The sequence below is a fragment of the Cobetia sp. 5-25-4-2 genome, assembly GCF_013374075.1.
Taxonomy (GTDB): Bacteria; Pseudomonadota; Gammaproteobacteria; order Pseudomonadales; family Halomonadaceae; genus Cobetia; species Cobetia marina.
The window spans coordinates 1-21,663 of record NZ_BLWK01000007.1; the positions used below are offsets into that span (position 1 = coordinate 1).

General features: G+C 63.6%; 17 protein-coding genes and 1 rRNA gene. 8 read left to right on the forward strand and 10 right to left on the reverse strand.

What is annotated here, in order from left to right:
- Window positions 1–109, forward strand: a 5S ribosomal RNA gene (gene rrf, locus HXS65_RS13975); the annotation flags it as partial.
- Window positions 110–780: 671 nt separating this feature from the next.
- Here the strand turns inward: rrf and HXS65_RS13980 are convergent.
- Both HXS65_RS13980 and HXS65_RS13985 read right to left on the reverse strand, forming a co-directional pair.
- Window positions 781–3,612 carry a heavy metal translocating P-type ATPase gene (locus HXS65_RS13980; RefSeq protein ID WP_308483188.1) on the reverse strand — a complete coding sequence of 944 codons (2,832 nt, stop codon included), beginning with the start codon at window positions 3,610–3,612 and terminating at the stop codon, window positions 781–783.
- Window positions 3,609–4,067 carry a MerR family DNA-binding protein gene (locus HXS65_RS13985; RefSeq protein WP_077377703.1) on the reverse strand — a complete coding sequence of 153 codons (459 nt, stop codon included), beginning with the start codon at window positions 4,065–4,067 and terminating at the stop codon, window positions 3,609–3,611. The genes HXS65_RS13980 and HXS65_RS13985 overlap by 4 nt, the downstream gene beginning before the upstream one ends.
- Before the next feature lie 444 nt (window positions 4,068–4,511).
- Here HXS65_RS13985 and HXS65_RS13990 point away from each other — a divergent pair, with 444 nt between their 5' ends.
- The gene (locus HXS65_RS13990; protein ID WP_240499638.1) at window positions 4,512–5,765 is read left to right on the forward strand and encodes an OmpP1/FadL family transporter; all 1,254 of its coding nucleotides are present in this window, start codon (window positions 4,512–4,514) and stop codon (window positions 5,763–5,765) included.
- A gap of 169 nt (window positions 5,766–5,934) precedes the next feature.
- Here the strand turns inward: HXS65_RS13990 and HXS65_RS13995 are convergent, their stop codons facing one another.
- From HXS65_RS13995 to HXS65_RS14020, 6 genes are all read right to left on the reverse strand, one after another.
- Window positions 5,935–7,017: a porin gene (locus HXS65_RS13995; RefSeq protein WP_176494229.1), complete on the reverse strand. Its 1,083-nt coding sequence runs from the start codon at window positions 7,015–7,017 to the stop codon at window positions 5,935–5,937.
- Window positions 7,018–7,317: 300 nt separating this feature from the next.
- Window positions 7,318–8,913, reverse strand: a complete 1,596-nt coding sequence (locus tag HXS65_RS14000) for an ABC transporter ATP-binding protein (RefSeq protein WP_218015099.1) — start codon at window positions 8,911–8,913, stop codon at window positions 7,318–7,320.
- 147 nt (window positions 8,914–9,060) lie between these two features.
- Window positions 9,061–9,984 carry an ABC transporter permease gene (locus HXS65_RS14005; RefSeq protein WP_084207794.1) on the reverse strand — a complete coding sequence of 308 codons (924 nt, stop codon included), beginning with the start codon at window positions 9,982–9,984 and terminating at the stop codon, window positions 9,061–9,063.
- 14 nt (window positions 9,985–9,998) lie between these two features.
- Window positions 9,999–10,925 carry an oligopeptide ABC transporter permease OppB gene (gene oppB / locus HXS65_RS14010; RefSeq protein WP_077377715.1) on the reverse strand — a complete coding sequence of 309 codons (927 nt, stop codon included), beginning with the start codon at window positions 10,923–10,925 and terminating at the stop codon, window positions 9,999–10,001.
- A gap of 59 nt (window positions 10,926–10,984) precedes the next feature.
- On the reverse strand, window positions 10,985–12,640 hold the full coding sequence (locus tag HXS65_RS14015; RefSeq protein WP_255304526.1) for a peptide ABC transporter substrate-binding protein: 1,656 nt from the start codon (window positions 12,638–12,640) through the stop codon (window positions 10,985–10,987).
- A gap of 150 nt (window positions 12,641–12,790) precedes the next feature.
- Window positions 12,791–14,416 (reverse strand): peptide ABC transporter substrate-binding protein, encoded by a 1,626-nt coding sequence (locus HXS65_RS14020; RefSeq protein ID WP_176494231.1) that lies wholly within the window; start codon window positions 14,414–14,416, stop codon window positions 12,791–12,793.
- Between the two features lie 429 nt (window positions 14,417–14,845).
- On the opposite strand from HXS65_RS14020, the gene prfB reads away from it, so the two are divergent.
- From prfB to HXS65_RS14050, 6 genes are all read left to right on the forward strand, one after another.
- Window positions 14,846–15,944, forward strand: a protein-coding gene (prfB, locus tag HXS65_RS14025; RefSeq protein ID WP_103751451.1) for a peptide chain release factor 2 whose coding sequence is annotated in 2 segments (ribosomal slippage) — window positions 14,846–14,920 and window positions 14,922–15,944 — 1,098 coding nt in all. Because the reading frame shifts where the segments join, the coding sequence is not laid out codon by codon here.
- 162 nt (window positions 15,945–16,106) lie between these two features.
- The gene (gene lysS, locus HXS65_RS14030) at window positions 16,107–17,645 is read left to right on the forward strand and encodes a lysine--tRNA ligase (RefSeq protein ID WP_176494232.1); all 1,539 of its coding nucleotides are present in this window, start codon (window positions 16,107–16,109) and stop codon (window positions 17,643–17,645) included.
- Window positions 17,646–17,998: 353 nt separating this feature from the next.
- Entirely contained in the window at window positions 17,999–18,382 is a 384-nt protein-coding gene (locus tag HXS65_RS14035) for a hypothetical protein (protein WP_084207797.1), read from the forward strand.
- 254 nt (window positions 18,383–18,636) lie between these two features.
- A complete protein-coding gene (locus HXS65_RS14040) occupies window positions 18,637–18,948 on the forward strand; it encodes a BolA family transcriptional regulator (protein ID WP_077377728.1) in 312 nt (103 codons plus the stop codon).
- 2 nt (window positions 18,949–18,950) lie between these two features.
- Window positions 18,951–19,874, forward strand: coding sequence for a hypothetical protein (locus HXS65_RS14045; protein ID WP_176494233.1), 924 nt, complete (start codon window positions 18,951–18,953; stop codon window positions 19,872–19,874).
- Complete coding sequence (locus HXS65_RS14050; RefSeq protein ID WP_084207799.1) at window positions 19,871–20,377, forward strand: GNAT family N-acetyltransferase; 507 nt, start codon at window positions 19,871–19,873, stop codon at window positions 20,375–20,377. Before HXS65_RS14045 ends, HXS65_RS14050 begins: the two co-directional genes overlap by 4 nt.
- 124 nt (window positions 20,378–20,501) lie before the next feature.
- Here the strand turns inward: HXS65_RS14050 and zapB are convergent, their stop codons facing one another.
- Together zapB and rsmD are read right to left on the reverse strand one after the other, a co-directional pair.
- Window positions 20,502–20,762: a cell division protein ZapB gene (gene zapB / locus HXS65_RS14055; protein ID WP_077377738.1), complete on the reverse strand. Its 261-nt coding sequence runs from the start codon at window positions 20,760–20,762 to the stop codon at window positions 20,502–20,504.
- Between the two features lie 180 nt (window positions 20,763–20,942).
- Window positions 20,943–21,593, reverse strand: a complete 651-nt coding sequence (gene rsmD / locus HXS65_RS14060; RefSeq protein ID WP_136939625.1) for a 16S rRNA (guanine(966)-N(2))-methyltransferase RsmD — start codon at window positions 21,591–21,593, stop codon at window positions 20,943–20,945.
- Window positions 21,594–21,663 lie beyond the last annotated feature (70 nt).

Here is a 21,663-nt window from a genome sequence, read left to right on the forward strand (position 1 = left end):
ACCATAGCGAGCGTGAACCACCCGATCCCATGCCGAACTCGGAAGTGAAACCGCTTAGCGCCGATGGTAGTGTGGAGTTTCTCCATGTGAGAGTAGGTCATCGTCAGGCACTTATACCGAACCGCCCCTGTAGCCCAGCTGCAGGGGCGGTTCTCTTTGTGCGTGAGAAAAAGTCGTGCTCGGAGAGGTACACGCGCTGCGTGAGAAGGGCGAGTGAGAAGGGCGAGATAGGAGATAGCTCTGCCTGGACGGTGTTTCTCCCTGTAAGAATCGCGGGTGGCCGCCCCACGACCGTCATGCAAGGCTCGTCAGGCACTTATACTGAACCGCCCCTGCAGCCTTGCTGCAGGGGCGGTCTGCGTTGGGGCATCGAGGTGGGCAGAGTACGGTAAAGCGGGAGGCGCTTCGTCAAGGTAGTGACGCACTGATATGCAGAACCGCCGGGAGAGCGGGTGTGGACAGGTGGACTCCAACCAGGAAGACAAGTTGTCCACACCCTCTGGCGGCGCGAGAGCGTCCCGTCTTACGAGGCAACTGTCGCTGTTACATGGCGCTGTCCCGGAAGAGCGGCAGGGTCTTGGCGGACATCGGACCCGCTAGAGGCTGACGCGAAGACGCCCTGCCACACAGTGCGTGGCAGGGCGTCTTGAGCTGCCTTCACTGATCAAATGAAGGTGCTACGGATCAGTGGCAGAGCCGTGGTTCATGACCTGGCCAGCCAGAACCACCAGACGATGGCAGCGATCAGGCCAAGCCCTATCAGATTGACGAGTATGCAGATCATGCTGACTCTCCTTGTGGCATGGTGGAAGAATTTCCTGTGCTGTCCGTACGTGACCGAGCTGCCCCCGGGGGAGTGAATCCCCGCAGGCGGTTGGCGTTCGTCACGACCGTCACGGAAGACAGTGACATGGCCAGCCCGGCGATCACCGGCGACAACAGCATGCCGGTGAAGGGATAGAGAATGCCTGCCGCAATCGGAATGCCGATCAGGTTGTAGCCGAAGGCACCCACCAGGTTCTGCTTGATGTTGCGCAGCGTGGCCTGGCTGATCGCGATCGCGTCCGCGACCCCTGCCAGGGAGGGCTGCATCAGCGTGATGCCGGCCGTCTCGATGGCGACATCAGTACCTTCACCCATCGCGAAGCCGACATCGGCCAGCGCCAGCGCCGGCGCATCATTGATGCCGTCGCCGACCATTCCCACCACATGGCCTTCCTGTTGGAGGCGGGCGATCTCATCGTGCTTGTCATCCGGTGAGACGCCGGCACGATAGTCATCGATCCCGGTCTCACGGGCCACGGCAGCGGCCGTGTGCTGATTGTCACCGGTCAGCATGATCACCTTGAGGCCAACGGCATGCAGGCGAGCGATGGCGTCGCGGCTATCGTCACGCAGCGGGTCGGCCAGCCCGAAGACGGCGATCAATGCCTCGTCACGTGCCATCAGGATCACGGTGCGGGCATTGTCTTCCAGCGACGTGATCTGCTCACTCAGCGGTGCAAGGCTGATACCTGCATCCTCCAGCATGGCGGCATTGCCCATGCGCCAGGTGCGGCCTGCATCGTCCTGAGCCTGAATGCCGCGCCCGCTGATGGTCTGGTAGTCATTGAAGGCCTTGCTGCGCGAGGCCTCGGGACGCTGTGCTTCGATATGTGCCAGCAGCGCGGTGGCCAGGGGGTGCTCGGAGCCCCGCTCCAGGGCATGGGCGGCATCCAGCACCTCCTGCTCGCTTTCCCCCGAGACCCGATGCGTTTCAGTGACTTCCGGCTTGCCGCGCGTCAGGGTACCGGTCTTGTCGACCACGAGTGCGGTCAAGCGACTGGCGGTCTGCAGGGCCTCACCGCTGCGCACCAGCACGCCATGTTCCGCTGCCTTGCCGACCCCGATCATGGTCGAGATGGGCGTCGCCAGACCCAGTGCACAGGGGCAGGCGATGACGAGAACCGCCGTCGCGACCACCAGCATATGCACGCCAGTCGGGGCGGGCCCGACGTTGAACCAGAGAAGCGCCGCGACAATGGCGATGATCATCACGCTGGGCACGAATACGCCGGAGATGGTATCGGCCAGCCGTCCGATCGGGGGGCGCGAGTTCTGCGCCTGACGCACCTGACTGATGATGCGGCCCAGGCGTGTCTCGCTGCCGATGCGCTCGACCTCGAAGACCAGACTGCCACGCGTGTTGAGCGTGCCGGCAGCCACGTCATCGCCGACACCACGTGAGACAGCCAGCGGCTCACCGCTCAACATCGATTCATCGATGTGGCTCTGTCCTTCGATCACCTTGCCATCCACCGGGATGCGCTCACCGGGGCGAATGCGCACGTGGTCACCGCTGCGTACGTCGTTGACATCGATCTCGCGCTCTTCGCCCTCGCGAATGACCCGAGCGGTACGGGTCTGCAGATCCAGCAGCGCGCGCAGTGCTTTCTGTGTACGCCCGCGGGCTCTGACCTCCAGTGCCTGACCAAGACTGATCAGGCCGATGATCATGGTCGAGGCTTCGAAGTAGAGGCCTCGCGCCGCCTGGGGCACCGTCTCGGGGAAGATCAGCACGCCCATGGAATAGAGCCATGCCGCCCCGGTACCGAGTGCCACCAGCGTGTCCATGTTGGCCTGATGATGGGTGAAGGCCTTCCAGGCGCTGGTGAAGAAGTTGCGTCCTGCGGTGGCGAGCACACCCAGCACCGCGACCCCGATGGCCAGCCACACTCCACGTTCGAGACCTTCGAAGCCGGGATGATGGAAGAACATGCTGATCATCAGCGGGATACCGATGCCCAGTGACAGCACGCTGTCACGGATGCGAGAGCGATATTCCTGGTCAGCCTCTTCCTGCTGTTGCGCGTCATTGGCGCCCGGGTCTTTCACCACGCTGGCCCCATATCCCACGTCTTCGATGGCCGCGATGATCTCGGTGGTCGCAAGCTGGCTTTTGACCTGTGCCGTGCGCGAAGCGAAGTTGACCTCGGCATGTTCCACGCCATCCAGCCCATCCAGTGTCTTCTGGATAGTGGCGACACAGCTGGCGCAGGTAATGCCGGACAGCGAGAGCTCAAGACTTTCGCTATCCGTCGGGCTGGCCGGAGAGGGTTCTGCTGCCGTTGGAGCCGCCGTTGCGTGATCCTCCGTGGTGTCGTCGGACTCAGTGAGATCCCCTGATGTGTCGCCCTCGGCAGGAGGTTCCAATGCATAGCCCGCCTCGACGACAAGACGCTCAAGCAAGGCTTCCGGCAGCCAGCTGGAGACCTGCAGGACGTTGTCTGCCGGCGTACCGCTGACGGTCGCTGCCGAATCCCAGTGCTGAATGGCATTGCGCAGCTTGGCGACGCATTTCTGGCAGTGCATGCCGTAGACGTTGATCTCGAGGTTCGCAGGGGTGGCCGGTGCTGCCGGGGTGAGCGGATAGCCGCTGTCCTGCGCCACCTTCGCCACTCCTTCCTCACCCAGCCTCGTGTGTACCAGCAGCAGCTGGGCCTGGGGAGCGCCGACCAGTTCGGCCTGATCATCCTGTGCCAGCAAGGCCTTGCGAATCCTGGTGACACACCCCTGGCAGCTGATGCCGTCAGTGTTCATCACGCTGATCGTGGCAATGGGGTCGTGGCTCATGAGGTCCTCCCGGTGTCAGGGGTGTACGTTCCGTTCTCTTCTGAGGGGGGCGGGAACGATTGCCCCTCGATCAGGCAGCACACGCTGTTGCCATCCGGCACGCCGTCCGGCATGTCCTGCCAGCTCTCCATGGCATGCTCCATGCGCTCTGCCAGGGCTTCCAGCTCGCGGATGCGCTCACGCACTCGGGGCAGATGTTCCTTGAGCAGGTCTCTCACCATGGGGCAGGGGGAGTCATGCTGGTCAGCCTGCTGCAGAATCTGCTTGATATCGGCAAGGCTGAAGCCCAACTGGCGTGCCTGGCTGATGAACTTGAGACGTACCAGCGCCTGCTCATCGAAGCGCTGGTAGTTGTTGACGGGATCGCGCCGAGCCGTGATCAGGCCCTGGCGGGTGTAATGGCGAACGGTTTCGGCGGTGACGTTTCCCTCGCGGGCCAGTTCAGCGACTTTCATTGCATCATCTCCTGGTGATCAAGAGTGGCGGAGAGAGCATTCGGCTGCTCTGAAGGTCTGTCGGCAGCCAATGTTCCGTGAATGATCCTCAGTGTAAGACCTATGTGCAGGACATAGGTCAAGCGACCCACTACATACGAAAAACCTGATGTTCGACCAATAGGCTAGAGAGGAAGGCGAGAGCCCCGCCATGTTTTAAACGCTGGCGAACAGACGCTAAATGATCGCCAGGACATGGGGTTAGCAACACGATGACAGTGCAGACATGAATGAAAGTTCCCCAAATACTAGAAATCTCCCTATTCAAACAAACGTTCGCCCTTGACTTGAACGGGCGACTCGCCCAAAACGTAGGTGTCAGGGCTATGCATCAACGAACGATAACAACAACATGCAGCTCTCCAAGCCACCTGCAATGGGACGCCATCCATAATGAAAAACAAGATGAACAAACTCACCCTCGGGGTCGCGCTGGCAGCGGCTGCCACGGCTTATGCCGGTGGCGTTCACGCGGGGGCCTTCCAGCTCAACGAGCAGAGCGTCAGCACTCAGGGGACGTCCTTCGCCGGGCGCGCCTCGAATGCCAACGATGCTTCCACCGTCTTCGGCAACCCGGCTGGGATGTCCTTCCTGGATCGCGCCCAGATCACCGGTGGGGTGACCTATCTGGACGTCAATACCGATATTGATGTCGCCAGCGCGAATGATGCACTCGGTCGGCCAGTCTCTGGCGGAGATGACGGCGACATGGTGCCGGGGGCGGCAGTGCCTTCCTTCTATTACGTGCAACCGATGAACGATCAGGTCGCGCTGGGCTTCGGGGTCTATGCGCCCTTTGGTGTGATCACCGATTATGGCTCTGATTTCCGTGGCCGTTATTTCGCCAATTACAGTGAAGTCGAGGTGGTCACCGCCCAGCCGACCATCTCCTACCGCATCAATGACAAGTGGGCCATCGGCGCCGGTGTGACCTACAACAGCATCAAGGGTGAGCTGACGTCGAATACTGTCGATGTCGGCGCAGGGGATGGCAAGGTCAAGATCAAGGGCGACGATGCCGCCTGGGGCTACAACGTCGGGGTCATCTTCCAGCCGGTGGAAAGTACCCGTCTCGGTCTGTCCTATCGCTCCAAGGTCGACTACAGCCTGGAAGGCGAGGCCAAGTACAACAATGTCTTCACTGGCACGGGCTTCGCGAATACCGAGCAGGATGCGTCGCTGGACGTGACCTTGCCGGAAAGCATCGACTTCTCCGTGACGCACAAGCTGGATGACCGCTGGACGCTGATGGCGGGCGTGACCTGGGTGCACTGGAGCCGCTTCGACGAGATCGCGGTGGAAGTCGACAACATGAACGACATCGTCGAGGAGCAGGGCTACGAGGACAGCTGGCAGTATGCGGTCGGTCTGAGCTATCAGCTCAATCCGCAGTGGGTGCTGCGTACCGGCATGGCCTTCGATGACAGCCCGACCGTGGATGAGCATCGCAGCGCGCGTATCCCGTCCGGGGATCGCACCATCTTCTCGCTGGGGGCCGGCTGGACGCCGATGCCGGAGCTGACCATCGACATGGCCTACACCTACCTGTGGGAAGAGACGGCCACCGTCAGCCTGAGCGAGCCCAACCGTGGGACCTATGAAGCCGATTACGAGAATGAAGCGCATGGCTTCGGTCTCGGCGCGACCTATCGCTTCTGAGTACGTAAGCAGCTGAAACGCTGAGCGGATCTCAGGACAACCAATACAGAAACGCCCGGTCACATGACCGGGCGTTTTTTGTTGCCCCTGCCGGAGGCCATCCGGCAGGGGCGGGACCATCGCCTCAGCGCGAGCATCGGCGGTCCGTCACCAGCGTCTGACATGACGATCAGAAGTCGTAGCGTGCCAGGAACATCAGCTGGTCCCGGTCAGCACTGTACTCGCTGCCGTCTGACTGGCGGCTGTTGTCGAAGCGATACTCGGTGGCCAGCGTCAGGTCCTTGACCCGCCAGGCCGCGCCCAGGATCTGATAGGCGTAGCGGGCTTCGCTGTCGGTGTCTTCCAGGTGGTTCAGGCCGCCGTAGAGCTCGACGCTGTCATCGTCCCATATGACCTCCTTGAACTTGTAGTTGACCACGAATTCCGCGCCGCGCGCCTTGTCGACGAAGGCTTCCGAGGAGTCCAGGGTGCTGCCGGCGATGTGGTTGCGATATTCCCCGCCGACGAGCGCGATGTACCAGTTGCCCGGCGACCAGTGACCGCCGAGCAACCAGGCATCGACATCGCCGTTCTCGCTGTTGCCGCTCTCGTAGTCGCTCAGCTCCGTATGGTGGAAGACCCCGCCCACCGTGACGTCCTCGTTCGGATGCCAGTTGAGCGCGGCTTCATAGCTGTAGTCGCGCTCATAGCCTGAGTACTCGGTCTCGGTGGTGAAGACGCCGTCCTCGAAGAGCGAGGTCTCGTTGCTGTGCTGGCCATCATGACTGAGCTGGTAGAGCAGGCCGACGGTGAACTCTCCGAAACCCTTCTTCCAGTACAGCGAGTTGTCCGGGCGTCCCGTGCCATGCAGACCACCATCTCCGCTGCGGCCTTCGAAGGTACCGGACGCCTCGCCACCATTGATCCAGAACCAGTCGGTGTTGACGGCCACCATGTCGTACCAGGGACCATACTGCTTGCCGACCGTGAAGCTGCCCCATTTCTCGTGTGCCGCCCCAGCGTAGAGCATGCGCTTGTAGTGAGCATCGGTGCCATCCTTGAACCAGGGGTCGAAACCCCATTCGGCCCGGATGATCGAGCTCCAGCCTTGCTGGAACTGATGCTCGTGGATCAGGCGAATCCGCGAGCCACCGTTGTAGATCTCATCGTGTGCGCCATCCTGGATCACGGCAAACGCCGCCAGGCGGCCACTGAACTCGACGCGGTCGGTATCCGTCTTGTAGACCTCGATGGCCTGAGCCATGGGGCTCATGCTCAGCAGTCCCGTGCCGAGCAGGGCTGCGCCAATCGCGTGACGCAGACGAGGGTGAGTGAGAAGGGGGATGCTGGCTGTTGTTGTAGGTTGCATCGTCATCCTGTGCATGTCTTTCCATCGGTGTGGGGAATGCCGGAGCATCCTGCTCCGGCCTCGGTCGGGTGCACGCACCCGGTTGGCAGCCAATGTCGATTCGCGTGACCGACTCGGCTGCCCTTGCCTGAGCCTTTTCTCAGGCAAAGCGGGGTCTTGATGGGCGCCGAAGCGCCCATCAGGCATGTCGTCGTGTTCAGGGTGTCAGTGGTGCGCCTGGCCCAGATCCGGGGCGAAGGCAGCCTGCATCAATTCACGGGTGTAATGCTCACGGGGCGCCTCGAAGATGGCGTGGGTACTGCCGCTTTCCACCACCTCGCCTTCCTTCATCACGATGAGGTGGTCTGACAGTGCACGCACGACCGCCAGGTCATGGCTGATGAACAGGTATGTCAGGCCATGACGCGCCTGCAGGTCGCGCAGCAGGTCGATCACCGTGACCTGTACCGAGCGATCCAGCGCTGAGGTCGGCTCATCCAGCAACAGGAATTCCGGCTTGAGCACCAGGGCGCGAGCGATGGCGATACGCTGGCGCTGGCCGCCGGAGAATTCATGCGGATAGCGATTGCGCATGCCGGGGTCGAGGCTGACCTCACAGAGTGCCTCACAGACCTGTGCGTCGCGTTGGGCGCGATTGAGCTCCGGATGATGCACGCGCAGGCCTTCGCTGATGATCTCGCCCACGGTCAGGCGCGGCGACAGGGAGCCGAAGGGGTCCTGGAAGACGACCTGCATGCGTGAGCGCAGCGGTCGCATGCCGGACTTGTCCAGCGCGGCGATGTCCACGCCATCGAAGTCGATGTTGCCCTGGCTCTTGAGCAGGCGCAGCAGGGCACGACCCAGCGTGGACTTGCCGGAACCGGACTCGCCGACGATGCCGATGGTCTGGCCACGACGGACCTCGAGATCGATGCCGCGAACCGCCTCGAAGGCGACCTTGGGGCCGAACAGCGGCCGCTTGATGGTGAAGCTGACGCGCACATCGCGTGCCGAGAGCAGCACCGGCGCATCCGCCGCCACCGCGGCCTTCTCGCCGGCCGGTTCGGCATCGATCAGCATGCGGGTGTAGGCGTGCTGCGGGTTGTCGAAGACCTCGTGGGTGGTGCCGGTCTCCAGCAGCTCGCCGTGGCGCATCACGCAGACGCGGTCCGCGAAGTGGCGCACGATGCTCAGGTCGTGGGTGATGAACAGGATCGCCATGCCGTAGCGTTGCTGCAGCGACTTGAGCAGCCGCAGGATCTGCGCCTGCACCGTGACATCCAGCGCGGTGGTCGGCTCATCGGCGATCAGCAGGTCCGGCTCGCAGGCCAGCGCGATGGCGATCATCACGCGCTGACGCTGACCACCGGACAGCTCATGGGGATAGCTGTCGATACGTCGCGCCGGTTCCGGGATGCCGACCTGCTCCAGCAGCTCCAGCGCCTTGTGACGGGCCGCGCGGCCCTTGAGGTCACGATGCAGTGCCAGTACCTCGATGATCTGGCGCCCGATGCGATGCAGCGGGTTGAGCGAGGTCATCGGCTCCTGGAAGACGGTGGCGATGCGGTTGCCGCGCAGCTCGCGCATGCGCCGCGTCGAGGCACTCAGCAGGTCTTCGCCGCGCAGGCGGATGGCGCCCTTGATCTCGGCGAGTTCCGGCAGCAGACGCAGGATGGCGGTGGACGTGACCGACTTGCCAGAACCGGACTCGCCGACCAGCGCCAGCGTCTCGCCCTTGTTGAGGGTGAAACTGACGCCCTTGACGGCGGGTACCGCGCCGTCCGGCAGCTGGAAGTCGACCTTGAGGTCATCGACTTCCATCAGCGGCGGCGTGCCCGGCGCCTCGGCCGCCAGTCCCAGGCGAGTCAGGGTGTCGGCGCGAGCCTGGTCGGCGGCGTTGCGCGCTGGCGGCAGGCTGGAGGCGGTGCCGGAGGGTGAAGGTGAAGAGGTCATGATCAGCGCTCCGGTTCAGCGAGTCTTGGGGTCGAGGGCGTCACGCAGGCCATCGCCGAGGAAGTTGAGGCAGAACAGGGTCGCGGCGAGGAAGGCCGAGGGCACCAGCAGCATCCAGGGCGCGGTCTCCATCATGTCCTTGCCTTCGGAGATCAACACGCCCCAGGAGGTCAGCGGTTCCTGCACGCCAAGCCCGAGGAATGACAGGAAGCTCTCCAGCAGGATGACCTTGGGCACCGTCAGCGTGACGTAGACGATCACCGGGCCCAGCGCGTTCGGAATCAGGTGACGCGTCACGACCTGCAGATCACGCACGCCGAGTGCATGCGCCGCCTCGACGAATTCGCGCTTCTTGAGTGCCAGCACCTGGCCGCGCACGATGCGCGACATGTCCAGCCACTCCACCGCACCGATGGCGGCGTAGATCAGGAAGATGTTGCGACCGAACACCACCATCAGCAGGATCACCAGGAACATGAACGGCAGCGAATACATGATGTCGACGAAGCGCATCATCAGGTTGTCGGTGCGCCCGCCGAAATAGCCGGAGACGGCGCCGTAGAGCACGCCGATCACCAGACTGACGAAGGTGGCGACCAGCGCCACCGACAGCGAGATCTGACCGCCATGCAGGGTACGGGTCAGCAGGTCACGGCCGTTGACGTCGGTGCCGAAGATGTGGCCGGAGGCCAGGTCCGGGCCGGTGCCGATGGCGTTCCAGTCGACCTCGTCGAGTTCGAAGGGCGTCAGCCATGGGCCGATCAGGCAGGCCAGCACGACGAGGGTCATCACCACCAGACTGCACATAGCGGCGCGGTTCTGCTTGAGACGACGCCAGGCATCGCGGGTCAGGCTGTCGCCTGCCGGTGCCGCAGGGGGCTGGCCGTCGAAGGCACTGGCAGCGCCGGTGCCGTGGGGGGCGGGAGTTGTCTGTGACATGTCAGGGCCTCGGGTCAGTCGTCGTAGCGGATCTGCGGGTCGAGCATGCTGTAGAGCAGATCGACGATCAGGTTGAGCAGCAGGATCAAGGCGCCATAGAAGACCACCGTGCCCATCACCAGGGTGTAGTCACGATTGAGCGCACCCTGCACGAAATAGCGGCCGATGCCGGGAATGCCGAAGATCTGCTCGATCACCACCGAGCCGGTGATGATGCCGGCGATGGCCGGGCCGAGGTAGGAGACCACCGGCAGCATCGCCGGTCGCAATGCATGGCGCAGAATCACCTTCCACTCGCTCAGGCCCTTGGCGCGGGCGGTGCGGATGTAGTGACTGCCGAGCACCTCGATCATGCTGGCGCGCATCATGCGGGCGATGTAGGCGATCTGCTGGATGGAGAGCGCCACCACCGGCAGCAGCAGGTTCTGCCAGGCGCCACCGTTCCAGCCGCCGGCCGGCAACCAGCCGAGCAGCACGCCGAACACCAGCGCCAGCAGCGGGGCGATCACGAAATTGGGCACCGCGATCCCCGCCAGCGCAGTACTCATCACCACGTAATCCGCCGTCGAGTTGCGCCGGATGGCCGCGATCACCCCCAGCGGCACCCCGATCAGCAGCGCGGCCAGGATCGCCCACATGCCCAGCTCCAGGCTGGCCGGGAAGCCCTGGCTGATCAGCTCGCTGACGTCGAAGTCCTTGTACTTGAAGGACGGGCCGAGATCGCCCTGTACCAGATCACCCAGATAGCGGATGTACTGCATCGGCAGCGGTTCATCCAGGTGATAGGCCGCGCGCAGGTTCTGCTCGATTTCCGGCGGCAGGCGGCGTTCGCCATCGAAGGGGCCGCCCGGGGCGACCCGCATCAGGAAGAACGACAGGGTGATCACGATCAGCAGGGTGGGAATCGCCTGCAGCAACCGTTTGAGGGTGTAGCTCAGCATCCAGTGCTCCGTTCGGGCCGCTGCCCGGGTGTGTCGTTGTTATGGGTGGTTGTCATCGGTCAGTGCGAGGAGTCGATATGCAGATAGCGACTCGGGTGAACGTCCAGCGCGTTGGGGGCCCAGCCGCTGATGGCGGGGGTCACGAGGCTGGAGGTGACGTAGTCGTAGAGCGGCAGCACCACATCGTGGTCGAGCAGATACTGCTCGGCATCGTGCAGTTGTTGCCGGCGAGCATCGTCATCGCCCTCGCGGGCCGCCGCCTCGATCAGCGCATCGTAGGCCGGTGAGCTGAGCCCGGGTGCGTTGGAGGTATTGTCGCTGCTGAAGGCGTTCAGGAAGTCGTAGGCATCGGCGATGGTGGCGATCATGCCGTAACGGCCGACCTCGAAATCGCCCAGCGCCAGATCCCGGTAATGCACCGCGGCCTCGGTATTGGTCAGCGTCACGTGCACGCCCAGCGGCTTCCACATCGCCCCCAGGGCCACGGCGATCTTCTTGTGGTCTTCCAGGGTGTTGTAGCGCAGGGTCAGCTCAAGCGGGTGGTCTGGCCCGTAGCCCGCGTCTGCCATCAGCTCGCGGGCCTTCGCCATGCGCCGGTCCATCGACCAGTCAGCGAAGTCGAAGCGCGCGCCCTGATGTTCACTCAACGCCTCGGGCACGAAATGCCAGGAGGGGATCTGGCCCATGCCGAGAATGCGCTCGGTGATCACCTCACGACGCGTGGCCAGGTTCAGCGCACGACGAATGCGCCGGTCCGCCACGGGCGAGCCCTCGCGCAGATTGAAGACATAGAAGTACTCGCCGAGGATCGGGTAGGTGTGCAGGGCCTCGGCCAGATTGTCCTGAATCCAGGCGTAGTGGCTGGCGGGTACGCCGTAGGCGATCTCGACTTCACCCGCACGGAAGCGATTGAGCGCGGCATGGCTCTCCTCGATGGGCAGGTAGACCACCTCGTCGAGAGTGACGTTCTGTGCGCCGTGATAGCGCGCGTTGGGTGTCAGCGTGATATGCGACTGCGGCGCCCATTCCTTGAGCACGAAGGCGCCCGAGGTGACCATGTTGGCCGGCCGCGTCCAGTCAGCGCCATTGGCCACGATGACATGGCGTGGCAGCGGGGCGGCTTCGCTCATCGCCAGCGTCTGCGCCAGTGTTGTCGACGGATGATTGAGCGTGATGGTGAGCGTCTGCGCATCGGGCGCGGCCACGCCGAGCTGATCCGGGGGCAGCGCGCCGGTATTCACCGCGCGGGCATTGACGATCGGGTAGTAGAGGGTCGCGTTGTGGGCCGCGGTAGCCGGTGTCAGCAGGCGGCGCAGCGCAAAGACCGCATCCACGGCGGTCAACGGCGTGCCGTCTGACCACTCAAGCCCCGCGCGCAGATGGAAGGTCCAGATCCGTCCATCGGCGGACGACTCCCAGCGCTCTGCCAGCCCGGGAATCAGCTCGCCGTCGGCGGAGTAGGCGATCAGCGGCTCGAACAGATCACGCACGATGCGTGTCTCCCAGGTGCCGCTGGTCTGTTGCGGGTCCAGCGAGCCGGGTTCGGCGCCGTTGGCGATGCGCAGGATCTGTTCGTCCTGGCTTGCGGGGCTTGTGGAGCTGGTGGATTGTGCGGCCATGGCGCTGCTGGAAGCGCTCATGGACACGGAGAGAACGGACAGCAGCAGGCCTGCGCCGAGGCTTGCCGCGCATTGCATCGAGGAAGTGGGGGACATGCGTCGACTCCTTGTCACGCCGGTGGGGCGCGACGGCATCTTCTGGTGCCATCCTTGGCAGATGCCACGCGGCTGCCCTGGTGGACAGCCGCGTGAACCCATGACATTCGAGAGAGCGGCGAGCCTGGTCAGAGGCTCAGCTGGCTCGCCTCACTCGGAGAACGAGACCCAGCGCGAGCGGTGGATATCCTCGATGTTGCCCTGCCAGCCGCTGAGCTTGGGATTCACCAGGTTGCGTGACACGTAGTAGTAGATCGGCAACACGGCGTAGTCATCCAGCGCCTTGCGCTCGGCGTCCTGCATCAGGGCCTCTCGGTCATCCATGTCGAGGGTATCGGCGGCCTTTTGCATGTCGTCATCCAGCGCCTTGTTGGAATAGGCGCCGTAATTGTTGGGCACGCCGGTTTCCAGCAGGTTGAGGAAGTTCTGGGCGTCGTTGTAATCGCCGATCCAGCCGGCGCGACCGACATCGAACTTGCCCTGGCGCATGTCCTCGTAGTGCACCGCGACCTCGGCATTCAGCAGATTGACCTTCACGCCCAGCGGCTTCCACATCGCGGCGGCGGCAATGGCCACCTTCTTGTGGTCTTCGCTGGTGTTGTAGCGCAGGGTCAGCTCCAGCGGGTTGTCCGGGCCGTAGCCGGCGTCCTCCATCAGAGACCTGGCCTTCTGCATGCGTTCATCCATCGACATGTCCTTGAAGGGCATCTCCTGGATGTCGTAGTGGTTCACGCCGGTGGGCACGAAGCTGTAGGCCGGCACTTCGCCGGTGCCGAGAATCTTGTCGGTGATGATGTTGCGGCGGATGGAGAGGTTGAGCGCCTCGCGCACCCGCGGGTCTGCCGTGGCATGGCCGTCGCGTGAATTGAGCACGTAGTAGTAGATACCTAGGTAGGGCGCGACGTGGGTGGCGTCCGACAGATTGTCCTTCAGCCAGCCGTATTGCTGGGTGGGGAATTCGCGTGCGATGTCGATCTCGCCGGCACGGAAGCGCTTCAGGGCGCTGTTGCGCTCCTCGATGGGGTAGTAGATCACCTCATCCAGCGCGACCTCCTTGGCATCGTGGAATTCAGGATTCTTGAGCGCGACGATGCGGGTCTGCGGCTGCCACTCGCTCAGCTCGAAGGCGCCGTTGGAGACCATCTTGCCGGGGTCGGTCCAGTCCTTGCCGTACTTCTCCACCACATGTTTCGGCAGCGGGTAGGCGGTGTAATGCGAGAGCTGGTCCAGGAAGTAGGGCGTCGGGCGCTCGAGGGTGATCTCGAGAGTGTGGTCATCCACGGCTCGCACGCCGAGGGTATCCGGCTCGGCCTCGCCGCTGTTGATGGCCTTGGCATTCTTGATCGGATACAGGATGTAGGCGTAATCCGAGGCGTTCTCGGGTGTCATGATGCGCTTGAGCGCGTACACGAAGTCCTCGGCGGTCACCGGCTCACCGTCAGACCACTTGCCGTCCTGGCGCAGCGTGAAGGTATAGGTCTTGCCGTCATCGGAAATCTGCCATGACTCGGCCGCGCCGGGGATGCGCTCGCCATCGGCGGCTTCGGTGACCAGCCCCTCGAAGAGATCGCCCACCACGTCATTTTCCCAGGTGCCGGAGATCTGCTGCGGGTCCAGCGAGGCCGGCTCTCCTATGATCGCCAGCTTGAGCGTATCGGCCATGAGGCCCGGGGAAGCGGCGATGCTCCCGGCCAGCAGCAGGGAGCTTGCCAGTCGCTTGAGCGCGAAGCGCTTGGGGAGGGCCGGCGCATGAGACGAGGAGTGCAGTAGTGCCATGGTAGGGAGGCTCGCTATTGTTGTTAGGGGGAATACGAGTGATGCCTTCTACCATCGAGTCTTTTCCTGTCTGCTGTCCATGTTAAAAAATGGATAGCTCATGCATGCATTCGATGATCGCCATGCAAGGCACGGAAAATCGGGCGTTCCGGGGCTGACAGCCGTTTGAATGACTTTGGTCGCAGTCGCATGGAAGGCAGGCAGCTGCCGGCTGGCGGGCAGCGTGACGGATACCCGAGAGCGTCCTTCGGCCACCTGGCCACGGATGATGGGGCGGGCATGGTCGCCACGCCGGGAAATGGCTACAATATCGGGCTTCGCGCGCTGTCGATCTGCGCAGGTGTCCAGTGGACAACGTCTCGCAGGCTGTCCCCTTCGACAGGGCTGTCGCGCCCCATTCACGCATCATCGCCTCAAGACAGGACGACCATGCAAGAGATCAATCCGATCACCAACCTCATCAAGGACCTGTCCGAAAGGGCAGAAGTCCTGAGGGGGTATCTTTGACTATGCCGAAAAGCAGGATCGGCTAGAGGAAGTCACTCGCGAACTCGAGAATCCGGATGTCTGGAATGACCCGGAATACGCGCAGAAACTCGGCAAGGAGCGTGCGTCGCTGGAGCTGGTCGTCAAGACCCTCGACGACATGAGCAACGGCCTGTCCGACTGCGCTGACCTGCTGGAGATGGCGGTCGAGGAAGAGGATGAAGGCACCGTGGACGAAGTCGTCCGCGAGCTGGATCAGCTCAAGGCCAGTCTCGAGAAGCTCGAGTTCCGCCGGATGTTCTCCGGTGACATGGATGCCAACAACGCCTACCTCGATATCCAGGCCGGCTCCGGTGGTACCGAAGCTCAGGACTGGGGCAACATGCTGCTGCGCATGTACCTGCGCTGGGCCGAGCATCACGGCTTCAAGACCGAGATCGTCGAGGCGAGTGCCGGTGAAGTCGCTGGCATCAAGTCCGCCACCATTCACATCGAGGGCGACTATGCCTTCGGTTGGCTGCGCACCGAGCTGGGTGTGCACCGTCTGGTGCGCAAGAGTCCCTTCGACTCCGGCGGCCGTCGTCACACCTCGTTCGCGTCCGTGTTCGTGTCGCCGGAAATCGATGACAACATCGAGATCGACATCAATCCGGCCGATCTGCGCACCGATACCTATCGCTCCTCCGGTGCCGGTGGTCAGCACGTCAACACCACCGACTCCGCGGTACGTATCACACACATCCCGACAGGGATCGTGGCGGCCTGCCAGACCGAGCGCAGCCAGCACTCCAACCGTGACCGCGCCATGAAGATGCTGAAGGCGCGTATCTACGAAGCCGAGATGCAGAAGCGCAACGCCGCCAAGCAGGAACTCGAGGACTCCAAGTCCGACATCGGTTGGGGCAGCCAGATCCGCTCCTACGTCCTCGATGACCAGCGCATCAAGGACCTGCGGACCGGTGTCCAGTCGAGCAACTGTGACAAGGTGCTCGACGGCGATCTCGATGACTTCATCGTCGCCAGCCTCAAGATGGGGCTCTGATCGCGAGGAGACTCGCGAACCAGCGCCCATTCGCCTCCGCCGGTATCGCCGGCGGAGGCCACGAATTCCCGAATCGCGATCAGTCCTGATGCGCTATCCCCAGGCTGATCTTGATCTGTCGTGGCTTTGGCCATGACCCTTTGATACGAGACAGGCCCCTCCATGTCGACAGAGCAGACCCCCGCCATTGATGAGCAGCAGGCCGCCGAACAGGCTCAGGAAGAGAATCGCCTGATCGCCGAACGTCGCGCCAAGCTGAGTGCCCGCCGTGAGCAGGCCGCCGCCGAAGGCAAGAGCGCCTTCCCGAATGACTTCCGTCGTGACAGCCTCGCCGCTGACCTGCAGGCGGAGCTGGGCGAGAAGGACAAGGCCGAGCTGGAGACGCTGGACCGCAAGGCCGCCGTCGCCGGGCGCATCATGCGCAAGCGTGGCCCCTTCATCGTGTTGCAGGAAGTCTCCGGCCAGATTCAGCTCTATGTCGACAAGAAGGGCCTGCCGGAAGCGCTGCTCGAGGACATCAAGGGCTGGGACATCGGCGACATCGTCGGTGCCAGTGGCCCAGTGCACAAGTCCGGCAAGGGCGATCTGTACGTCATGATCGAAAGCGCCCAGCTGATGACCAAGAACCTGCGTCCGCTGCCGGACAAGTTCCATGGTCTGTCCGACCAGGAAATGCGCTATCGCCAGCGCTATGTCGACCTGATCATGAACGAGCAGTCACGCCGCACCTTCGCGCTGCGTGCCGGCATCGTCGCCTCCATCCGCCGTTTCCTCAGTGACCGCGGCTTCATGGAAGTCGAGACGCCGATGCTGCAGCAGATTCCGGGCGGCGCGACCGCGCGTCCGTTCATCACGCACCACAATGCGCTGGACATGGAAATGTACCTGCGCATCGCCCCGGAGCTGTACCTGAAGCGTCTGGTGGTGGGTGGCTTCGAGCGCGTGTTCGAGATCAACCGCAACTTCCGCAACGAAGGGCTGTCGACGCGTCACAATCCCGAGTTCACCATGCTCGAGTTCTACTGGGCCTATGCGGACTACCGTGACCTGATCGCGCTGACCGAAGACATGATCCGCACCGCAGCCCAGGAAGTGCTCGGCACTACGCAGATCACCTGTCAGGGCAGCGAGTACGACCTGAGCCAGCCGTTCATCCAGATGACCATGCGTGAGTCGATCATCAAGTATGGCGACGGCATCACCGAAGCCGACCTGGCCGATTACGACGCCGCGCGTGCCACGGCGGAGCGTCTCGGTATCCAGGTCAAGCCGATCTGGGGGCTGGGCAAGCTCGAGACCGAGATCTTCGAAGCCGTCGCCGAGCACCGTCTCGACCAGCCGACCTTCATCACCGAGTACCCGGCCGAAGTCAGCCCGCTGGCGCGTCGCAACGATGCCAACCCGCACGTGACCGATCGCTTCGAGTTCTTCGTCGGTGGCCGCGAGATCGCCAATGGCTTCTCGGAGCTCAATGACGCCGAAGATCAGGCCGAGCGCTTCCAGGCTCAGGTGGCCGAGAAGGATGCCGGGGATGACGAAGCCATGTTCTACGACGCCGACTACGTGCGCGCGCTGGAATACGGCATGCCGCCGACGGCGGGTGAAGGCATCGGCATCGACCGTCTGGTGATGCTGCTGACCGACAGCGCCTCCATCCGCGATGTGCTGCTGTTCCCGGCGATGCGTCCGCAACAGGGCTGATCGCGCTGCTCGCCTCCCGTGGTGAGTCATCGTGACGAACTACGCTGATGGCACTTGCGACGCCTCCGATCCTCGATCGGGGGCGTCGTGGTCTCTGCAGGGCGACATTGGCTGACGACGAGCGGTGGCCGAGGCGCAATCGTCACGGATGAGGCGAGGCGGTGCTTGGCTTTGTTGCCTGCGAGCGGCCATAATGGTCGGCGTCCTGTCAGTCAGCCGTTTCATGGTGCTGAAGCTGATGACAGTATCGTCGAGGTCTACCGTGCGAGAGCGTGTGCCGGCTGTGTCGAGCCACCCACGATGGCGGTGTCCTGCCTTGGGAATTGTCCCCTGAATGTCCTGGAGAGTGCAGAATGAAGCTGCTTAACCGTTCCGCCCTGAGCGTCAAGCCGACCCAGGCGTTTGTCGACTGGATCAACTCGCTGGAATCCGAAGGTGAGGGAGGTGAGGATCTGGCGCTGGAGGATGTCAATCAGGAGAGTACCGTCTACCTGATTCCCGAGATGGACACTCGCGAAGCGCTGGATGGCTTCGTGTCCGAGCGCTGGCTGGACGTGCTGGAAAGCGAGCTGCGCGCCTGGGAGGAAGACACCCGCCATTGGCCGGAGCCGATGGACAAGGCGCTGTTCGAGCGCTTCCTGACCGTCGAGCACAGCTACCTGGCCGTTGACCTGGATGACGAGGCGCCGCTGGAAGTCTGCGAAGTGGACGACGAGCTGCTGGCGGATCTCGATTGAGTCCGTCGCGCGCCGTCTGTTGACGTGACGGCGCTGTCAGTCAGCGCGACAGGCGTTACAATGGCCTCGGGCAATGTGCTCGGGGCCATTTGCGTTCTGTGGCGGCTTTCCCCGTGGCGGCTTTCCCCTTGGTGTCTGTCACCCGGTATCTGCCACGCGGTACCTGTCACGTGGAGCGCCCTTTTCCCGACATGTCGTTTCATTTCACCTGCCGTCCATCCGCTCGGCGGCTGCCCCATTCAAGGAGATCGCGCATGAGCGTCCAGGCCCGGATAGAAAGCAAGCTAGCGACGCTCGACCCGCTGATGGTCGAGGTCGTCAACGAGAGCCACATGCATAGCGTGCCGGCCAATTCCGAGACGCACTTCAAGGTCACGCTGGTCAGCGAGCGCTTTGACGGCCTGATGCCGGTCAAGCGTCACCAGCTGTTGTACGCCCTGCTGGATGAAGAGCTCGCCGGCCCTGTCCACGCGCTGGCGTTGCATCTGTATACCCCGCAGCAATGGACGGCGCGCGGCGGTGAGATTCCCGAATCCCCCAACTGCCTGGGCGGTGGCAAGCACTGACCATGACCTCTGAACCGCAACGCCTGCAATACCTGGACGCCATGGGCCTGACCGCCTGGGTCGGTCGCTATCAGCTGCCCAATGCGCTGCCCACCGAGGCCTGTGAATGGCCAGAGCCGGTGGTGGCTGAGCCGGTGGCACCTCAGGCACGTCTGCATGCGCTGATTGAAGAGGCGCCGCAACCGACGGTGAGCTCGCCGCAGGCGGAGCCGGCTCCTGCGCGAGCACCGGGACCATCGCCTGCCGCCAGTGCGCGCGCCCTTCTGGGCATGGCGCCGGCCGAGGCCTCCGTGGCCACGGCCGTGCAGACCCGCGAGGCGACGGGGGACGAGTCAAGCAGCACGGCCTCCTGGGGGACGCCACCTACTCAGGCGACGACGGAGACAGTGGTCGAGGCGCAGGTCACGCCTCCGGCCGACCAGCCGCCGCTGCGATTCAGCGTACAGCTGGCAGCACTCGACGGACGCTGGTTGGTCATGTTGCCCGGTGATGAGGCGCCGCATCTGGAAGGCGAGGCGTTGCTGAAGGCATTGTGGCGGGCGGCAGGCATCACGCCGACGACAGACCTGACGTTCAGTCACTTCCGCTGGCCATTGCTCGCGAACCTCAAGGCCAGTGCACCGCTGGATGAGGCTCGGGAGGGATTGCGGGCCTTCCTGAATGGCCCCGCACGTCGTGATTGGCAGCCCGAGCGGGTCCTGATCTTCGGCAATCGCGAAGACTGCGCGACCCTGCGTGAGGTGCTGGGCATCACCTCCTCCTCGGGAGACGCCGAAACCTCAAGCCTGCTGGACATTCCCGTCTGGCAGGGGCCCGAGCTTGCCACGCTGGCGCGCTCCAGTGATGCCAAGCGCCAGCTGTGGCCGCTGCTGATTCGCTGGGGAAAGGCGTGGTCCCGCGGGATGACGGAAGGCATGTCGTCATGAGCGGGGCCGACGGCGAGACGGGCGCGGTGCGCAAGCTGGTGCTGGACGATGCGACGCTGGCGGCATTGCAGGCCATCGAGAGTACCCAGGCGCATGGGCTCTCCAGATGCCAGCTGGCGGATGTGCTCAGCGATGCCTCACGCTGCATTCTTGGCTGGCATGCGCCAGCCACGCCTGAGCGGCTGGCGGGATTCGTGGTACTGGCGCGCGGCCCTTTCGAGGCCGAGATCGAGGCGATCACCGTGCATGCTGACCTGCGCGGTCAGGGCATCGGGCGGGCCCTGTTGCAGGCGGCGATCGAGCGCGCCAGACAATGGCATCATGCCACGGGGCTGGAGCGCCTGTTGCTGGAGGTGCGCGCAGGCAATGACGCGGCGCGTGCGCTCTATGCGCATGCCGGATTCCATGTGGATGGCGTGCGGCGCGGCTACTACCCGGCCTTGCCTCCTGCGCCCTCGGGAACTCGCGAAGATGCGCTGCTGATGTCGCTGTCACTGGAGTGAGGTGCCGGCAGGACGTCTCTTCAGAGGCTGGCCTTCTGGGGCACATCGCAAGCGACTGCTGACAGAGACGACAACGCCGCCGACAGGAGACTGTCGGCGGCGTTGTCGTGCAAGGCCAGAGTGATCAGGCGCTCTGGGTCTCGCTCTCGTTCTCGCTGAAGCGGGCGATCAAGCCTTCCAGACGGCTCGCCCACTGGTCGCGCTCTTCCTGCAGGCGCGCATTGGCCTGACGCAGCTGCTCCAGTTCCTCGCCCTGGCCTTGCTTGGCGTCGCTCAGACGCTGGTTTTCTTCCTTCAGCTCATCGACTTCCATCTTCAGCATCTCGATGGAGTCGATCGCCTGGCCGACTTTCTGCTCAAGCTGGGTAAAGAGTTCAGTGCTCATGCTATCTCCTTGTCGGGCCCCAAGGGCTCGAGGGTGTTCGTTGAGGGCGGTAAAAGTATGCGGTGAATGCTGGTGCGATGAAGATCGGCCACCCCGGCAGTCCCTGCCGGAACGGCGCAGCGATACCCGCCTGCAGGCAGACTACGATGCTGCCTTTATCGACACAAGCGCGAAAGGTGCTTAGGCCGGTTGCTGGCGTCGATAGAGGCGTCCGTGACTGTCGCCGGCGCGGCTCTCGCGATGCAGCTGCCAGTTGGCGGGGACCTGAGGCGTCAGCTCCGCCTCGACTTCCAGATAGATCATGGCGCCATCCTTCAACCAGCCCCGCGACTCGAGCAGCTCGCAGCTCTCGGCGGCGAGTCCGAGCCGGAAGGGCGGGTCGAGCAGGACCAGATCCACGCCCTCCTCGGGCGGGGTGCCGCTCTGTAGCCAGTGGATCACGTCGGCGGTGATGACCGTCGCCGGCAGCGGGCCTTCATTGCTCAGGGTCGTGATGTTGTCGGCCAGCGCCCGAGCGACACGGCTCTCGCGTTCCACGAAGGTGACCTGGGCTGCCTCCCGTGACAGCGCCTCGAGTCCCAGTGCGCCGCTGCCGGCGAACAGATCCAGTACTCTGGCGCCACCGACATGAAAGCCGAGCCAGTTGTAGAGTGTCTCGCGAACGCGGTCTGGCGTCGGCCGCAGGCCGGGCGCCTCGATCACGGTCAGCAGGCGGCGCTTGAAACGTCCGCCGATGATTCGCAGACGCCCCGCTGGCCCTGCCTTGCCAGAGCGCGAGGGGGCTGAGGATTTGCCCCGTGCGGGGCCTTTGTGAGGTGCGCGTTTTTTCATGCCGCGAGTCTAGCATGTGCGACGCCGGATGCCGCGTGGTGCGTACCTTAAGGCCTGAAGGGATGGTAGG